Consider the following 6,113-nt stretch of genomic DNA (forward strand, 5'->3'; position numbering starts at 1 on the left):
TGAAAGGCATTCCAGCATAACGCCTTCGCCAACCATTCCGGTTGTTCCTGTAATGATAACTTTGATCGGTTCCATATATTTGTCTTTTTCCAATTTGATTACATTCCCTTTGTCGTTTGCCTGTTAAGAGCCTTGTCCGTAAATGAGATTTCCCCTTCAATCGAATCCTGTTTCCCCCTTTTTTTCAAGGGTGAAGTAAATCGTGTATGGTCGAGAGAACCTTTTTCACCCTCCCAGCGGAATCCCGCAAAAAGTACCGCCCCAGACATTGCAAGCTTACCCGAAGTCTTTCCATATCTAGTTTCCAGCGCCTGCTGCACTTGATTGAATTCTTCCTGTGTATATGCTCTTGATTTTGTTCCAAACCTGATATCAATACGGGCAAGCTGATCTCTGTAAAACATAAGCCGAATTTCTGAGACTTGTACATTAAACACATTCTTCAGGGAATCCCCGTTATAGCGGTACACAGCTAGATTTTTACCATTTAAAATCGAAGCCGTATCCCGTTGAATGTCATTAATCTCCCGGACACTCGTCCCGAACCTAAATATTGAGAAGCCTCCCGTTGAATCCGGATCTTTAACAGACTGCGCATTAATGGTAATGCCAGATAAAATCAATGCAATTAAATATAGATATTTCATAAGAGTCGCTTGGCTTATTCAAGATATCAATTTTCCTCCATAATACCCAAACATCTAAATATTAAAAAAATAGGTATATTCAGTGCTCATGAGTACACAGATCGACATTAAAATAAAAGAACTCAATATCAACCACTACTCGGTTCCTGAAGGCCAATTAGAGCGTTTGCAGGCGTTTATTGATGAGTTCCATACCAATGAAAGATTTGAAAACTACCGAAAAGACCTCATTTATCTTAAGGCCGATGCCCTGGCCAGCGCCCAAAAACACCAGGAAGCAATCGAAGTGTTTTACCAACTTTACCAGGACGAGACCTATATATTCCCAACTTTAATTGCACAGCGAATTGCAGAACAATTGCTGTTGCTTAAACGCGAAAATGAAGCGCTCACGCTCATTGAAGATGCATTAAAAAATGAAGCCAAACCAGTCGACCGGCTTTTCCTTTTATTTTGTGCGATCTCCAATCTGGATGATGCAGACGCCAAACTTCAACAACATACCAGTCAGATTGAGGAAATTTCACAATTTCTGGGCATAACCATACCGGCAAAACATAAAACATTCTCCGCTAAAATTACTTTCTTAAGAAACGAAAGTAACAAAGCCGGCAGAAGATTCACCAAATTGATGATGAACAATAAAGATTTGCCAAAGCATGAACAAATTGGGTACCATCACCCTAAAGAAAACCCAATGCGCATAGAAAAATCAATCCTGATCAACACTACACCCGACAAAGTTTGGGCGGTCTTTACCAATCCTCAGCTTACCCAAAAGATGGGTGGTTCCTATAAAACCGATTGGAGCCCTGGCTCATTCTTCGGCTGGCAAAGCCTTTCCGGCACTCAGATCACCTACGGAAAAATAATTGAATACCACCAGGGTAAATACCTGAAGCACGAATTGTTCACTGGCGAAGACATGCAGCAACTTTCCTCGGTGATCACCTACTCCACTGTCTCAGAGCAAGACCATACCATACTGCAGGCCAAAGAAGAATTGGCGGTTAAGCTCACTGATGAAGAATTAAGTGATGCGGCAAGTGGTTGGGAGGCAGCTCTGCAGGAATTAAAAAGAGTGGCGGAGTCCTGAATGGTATCCCATAAATCGCCCACTTGACAGTCCTCGCTATCTTTTGCTCGTCTTCAAACTTCCTGCGGATCTGTCGGTAATATTCCTTTTCCTGTTTTGCTGTCCCACTACCTACTTTTTCAGAACCCTTGTCAAACTAAACCCTTCTATAGAATACTCCTCGTCGGCAACAAACTCTTTGTTATGACGATAGGTCGTATATCAAACTATAATGGTACCTTTAAAATAAGGGAAATGGAATAACAGGATTATAAGAAATCCAGGAGACATGTCTGCTCACAAATAAACCATCAAGATGAAAAACGTTCTTTTAATCGCGCTTACATTAATTGTAAATTTTGTTAATGCACAAACCTTTACAAAATATGTTGACAATACGCAGAGCAATGGCCAAGGTTTTTGTTATAATGTAACCATTAGGCTTACGCTATTGAGGATGGCTGCTGCGCCCACAATAAAATCAGCAGGAAACAATACAGAATACACAGTAGAATTAGTGAAGGTCGATGTGGATAAGAATAAAGGATGGTATCAAGGCGGAAAATTATATAACTGCGCACAACTTGACGGAATTTGCAATGAAAAAAACTTCAGCAGCATCACCTTACAACTCGCATACAATTGTGGCGGGAAGGAGATCGGCTCGAATTCATGGATGTTTTATAGTGTAGGTGAAAAACAAACTATGGAACTTCAGCCCAAGGCGGGCTGCTCATCCCCCGCAGTTTCCGGGATTGACATGGTTAGCATCAACAACAATGACAATGCAAGTATCATCAACTATAAAATACAGCAGCTGAACAAGAAAACAGTAGCTACGGGACAAGCAGACAATAATGACAATCCGTTAGCGGCGAACTCCAAAACATCAAACAAAGCTACTCCAGCCTCAAATGACCTCCTGGTGCGACTCGATAAATCAGCAGATAAAAACAGTTCTCAAACAGGATACGAAACCGTCAAACAAATTTCTGATGTCGTAACCCCATTGATAGAAAATTGGGCTGCAAAAAGAGAACAAAAATATGAAGAACGAAAAAAAGTAGAAGAGCAGAAAAAGGACATCACACGTTCAACAATAATAAAGCAGGGAACTACTACAAGTCAACTGTACGAAAAAATGGCAGAAGCCGGGGATGTAAAAGCTATGGTCTATGCCGGTGCCGGATTTTGTTATACCAATACGGAGAAATTTTATTACTGGTTGAAAAAGGCTGCAGCGTTAAATGATGCAGAAGCATACTGGACGCTATATTACATGAACCCGGGAGGAGACCCGCTGAACATCATGAATGCTCCAAAAACCGCCGAGCAAATCAAATGGCTGCATCAGGCTGCCGAACTGAAAAACGATATTGCAATGCTAACTTTGTGGTTTGACATCTATAGCATGAAAAAAAGTCCGTACTACAATCCCGATAAGGCACTGGAGTATCTGTTAATTGCCGCGGCCAATGGCAACCTGGAAAGCAAATCGCTATTGGCCTTATTTTATGAAGAAGGAAAGCTGGCCTATCGGTTTAGCAATAAGAAATTCAAAAACCCTGCAAAAGCAATCGAAACCTACGAAGCACTAAGTAAATTAAATGATCAGAAATACAGTCCCAGAGCACTTGGCGCAATTGCCAATATGTATGAAATGGGGATTGGCGTTAAAAAAGACAAAGCTAAAGCTGAGCAATACAGACTACAGCAGCAAGCCTTGAGATTGCAATTGGGAGAGGTATTTTACATTTATGGGAATTATCGTTTAAAGGGTATGTATTATTATAGCGCTGTTTACCAATGTTATGCCGCATATGGAAAAAAAGACCAGGGAGTCGCGGAGGCAAAGGAATTATTGGAAGGTGTCCTCAGGAAAACAGCAACCCAGCGGCCTGAACTGCTATATGTCAATGAAATCCTATTTGTTGACAATATTGACAGGGCAAAGGTTCTTTATCAATTTATAAAAGTAGAGGCAGCAGCAAACGAAGATATTACCGTACAAGAAGATATCGCCTTTGCATATGATAAGCGGTCGGCGCCAGCGTCATCGGAAAATGGAGCTTTAACTCCAATAAAAGCTGGATGGTGAACTTATTTGCTGCCTTTCTGTCTACCCATTGTAAGCCATAGCCTTCGAGAGTTCCTCGTTTAGCAAGTACTCCGCTTTCAATCTATCCAGTTTTGCCATAGCGCGATTGTAAGCATCTTCTCCAAGCAACAAGTAAAGCGGTGGATTTTCCATATGAGCCAGTTCAATAATGGCAGCAGCAGCTTTATCGGGGTCGCCATTTTGCTTGCCGTCTCTTTCCAGAAGTAGTTCCTGGGCATTATGGACCGCAGTATAATCCCGAATGGTATGTTGCCCGATGTTGATCGAATCCGCATTTAGAAAACTGGTTCGAAAAGCGCCAGGAGCGACTACCGTTACTTTAACACCAAACTCCGCGACATCCTGGGCCAATACCTCAGTCATTCCGACAACCGAAAATTTAGTGGCCGCATAAACAGACCAGCCGCTTGTGCCGGTAATACCCGCTATTGACGATATATTGATAATGTGACCCGACATCTGGGCCCGCATATAAGGCATCACCATCCGGATGACATTCAGCGTTCCAAAAACATTTATTTCAAAGCAATCTCGCGTCTCGCGATCACTTAATTCCTCAATGCTGCCGCCGATGCCATAACCCGCATTATTGATCACCACGTCAATACTTTTGAAGGCGGCATTTGCCTGATGAATGGCGCACCCGACGCTGTCCTCGTTGCCAAGATCCACCTCCAGCGGGAGAAAATTAGGCTCGGTAATACCTACAGCCGCTACCAGTGCATTTAGATCGCGGGACGTAGCTGCAACATTCTGACCCGCCTGAAGTAGTTGTCTGACCAGACTTAATCCAAATCCTTTAGAAGCGCCCGTAATAAACCAAGTTCTGATGTTCTCCATATTTCTTTTTGCTTTCATGATACAAAAGTATAACAGAACACATACGGAGCGTATACGGTATTCAAACCAATTGTTACGAAATTCAAACAAGACGAAACGCTGAAGGCGTGGTACTGGTCTGTTTTTTGAAAAAATTATTGAAATGTGTAGGTGCTTCAAAACCCAGGCAGTAGCTGATCTCGGAAACGTTCCAGTCTGTATGGCGCAAAAGTGCCCTTGCCTCGCTGGTCAGACGCTCCATAATATGGTCCGTGGTCGTTTTTCCAGTCGTTTGACGGACAGCACGGTTGAGATGGTTCACATGTACGGATAGCCGGTCGGCAAAATCTTTGGCCGAGCGCAGGCCAAATCTTTGCGATGGAGATTCGATAGGAAACTGCCGCTCCAAAAGTTCTGTGAAAATAGCTGTAATGCGTGAATTGGCATCCGGGTGCTGAAAGAGCCGGTCGGAAGGCTGGATCTTCATGGCGTAATGAATCAATTCAGTAACATAACTGCGAAGGAGGTCATATTTAAAGATGTAATCAGAATTCATTTCCGCCAGCATCTTTTCGAAAATGGCCAATACGTAGGTATCCTGCTCGTCATTAAGCACATAAACAGGATTCGCTCCTGGAGAAAACATCGGCAACTGAAGGACATTGTTGCGCAGCATCTCGGTAAAAAAGGACTCCTTGTAAATGCAAAACCTGCCCCTGTTCCTGTCATTCAGGTTTTCGAAGGTATAGGGAACTATTGGATTAAAAAAAACCAATGCCGATCCATCCATCTCGATACTTTTATCTGCGTAATGAATGATCCCCTTACCTCTGAACAAACTGATCTTATAAAAATCCCGGCGACTGTACTGGACAGGCTTTGCACCAGGATGAAAACTATCCTCAGATCTGAAAACATTAAAGTGCCCGATATCCTGGCTCAGGTTATCAGGTCGCCAATTAAACTTTTGCTTGTAAAAGTCTTCCAGGGTTTGTGTAGGTGCCATAAGACAAAGTTACACAATTCAAACTAAATCCAGACAGCCCCTTCGTGAATTTATACCAGCACCGTTCCGCCATCAATCAGCAAACTTTGTCCCGTACCGAAACTCTGTTCCATGAGATACAAGAACCCTCTGGCAACATCCTGAGCCTCACCAACCCGCTTGAGCAGTAACTGATTGCCCAAATATTCGTACATAGCATCACGATCTGTCTGCCGCATGGCGTCCCATAAATTTGTCCTGATCACTCCCGGAACAACGCAATTGACCCTTATGGGCGCAAGTTCCACAGCCATAGCTTTTATCAAACCTTCTACAGCTCCGCAAATACTCGAAGCCAATGCCCATCCTGCACCAGGCCGTATACTCGCTGTTCCACTGGTGAGAGAAATTGATCCCCCGGCGTTTATATTCGGGCTTGCATATTTCACAGCAGCCAATGCGCCCCAA

6 protein-coding genes are annotated in these 6,113 nt (G+C 43.2%); 2 read left to right on the top strand and 4 right to left on the bottom strand.

Features of this window, described 5'->3' with window-relative positions; genetic code table 11:
- Nucleotides 1-98 precede the first annotated feature (98 nt).
- Nucleotides 99-647 carry a hypothetical protein gene (locus VK541_RS21635; protein ID WP_324372594.1) on the bottom strand — a complete coding sequence of 183 codons (549 nt, stop codon included), beginning with the start codon at nt 645-647 and terminating at the stop codon, nt 99-101.
- Nucleotides 648-735: 88 nt separating this feature from the next.
- Between VK541_RS21635 and VK541_RS21640 the strand changes: the two genes are divergently transcribed.
- Complete coding sequence (locus VK541_RS21640) at nt 736-1,743, top strand: SRPBCC domain-containing protein (RefSeq protein WP_324372595.1); 1,008 nt, start codon at nt 736-738, stop codon at nt 1,741-1,743.
- Between the two features lie 295 nt (nt 1,744-2,038).
- Nucleotides 2,039-3,820, top strand: coding sequence for a tetratricopeptide repeat protein (locus tag VK541_RS21645; protein WP_324372596.1), 1,782 nt, complete (start codon nt 2,039-2,041; stop codon nt 3,818-3,820).
- Nucleotides 3,821-3,841: 21 nt separating this feature from the next.
- Here the strand turns inward: VK541_RS21645 and VK541_RS21650 are convergent, their stop codons facing one another.
- From VK541_RS21650 to VK541_RS21660, 3 genes are all read right to left on the bottom strand, one after another.
- The gene (locus VK541_RS21650) at nt 3,842-4,699 is read right to left on the bottom strand and encodes an SDR family NAD(P)-dependent oxidoreductase (protein ID WP_324372597.1); all 858 of its coding nucleotides are present in this window, start codon (nt 4,697-4,699) and stop codon (nt 3,842-3,844) included.
- Nucleotides 4,700-4,763: 64 nt separating this feature from the next.
- Nucleotides 4,764-5,666 (bottom strand): helix-turn-helix transcriptional regulator, encoded by a 903-nt coding sequence (locus VK541_RS21655; protein WP_324372599.1) that lies wholly within the window; start codon nt 5,664-5,666, stop codon nt 4,764-4,766.
- Between the two features lie 50 nt (nt 5,667-5,716).
- A partial coding sequence (locus VK541_RS21660) for an SDR family oxidoreductase (RefSeq protein ID WP_324372601.1) occupies nt 5,717-6,113 on the bottom strand: 397 nt, incomplete at its 5' end.

This window comes from Pedobacter sp. (assembly GCF_035317785.1).
Lineage (GTDB): Bacteria > Bacteroidota > Bacteroidia > Sphingobacteriales > Sphingobacteriaceae > Pedobacter.

Bases quoted from the DNA above. Each gene is read 5' to 3' on its own strand.
- VK541_RS21635 (WP_324372594.1), bottom strand. From the start codon at position 647: ATGAAATATCTATATTTAATTGCATTGATTTTATCTGGCATTACCATT.
- VK541_RS21640 (WP_324372595.1), top strand. From the start codon at position 736: ATGAGTACACAGATCGACATTAAAATAAAAGAACTCAATATCAACCAC.
- VK541_RS21645 (WP_324372596.1), top strand. From the start codon at position 2,039: ATGAAAAACGTTCTTTTAATCGCGCTTACATTAATTGTAAATTTTGTT.
- VK541_RS21650 (WP_324372597.1), bottom strand. From the start codon at position 4,699: ATGAAAGCAAAAAGAAATATGGAGAACATCAGAACTTGGTTTATTACG.
- VK541_RS21655 (WP_324372599.1), bottom strand. From the start codon at position 5,666: ATGGCACCTACACAAACCCTGGAAGACTTTTACAAGCAAAAGTTTAAT.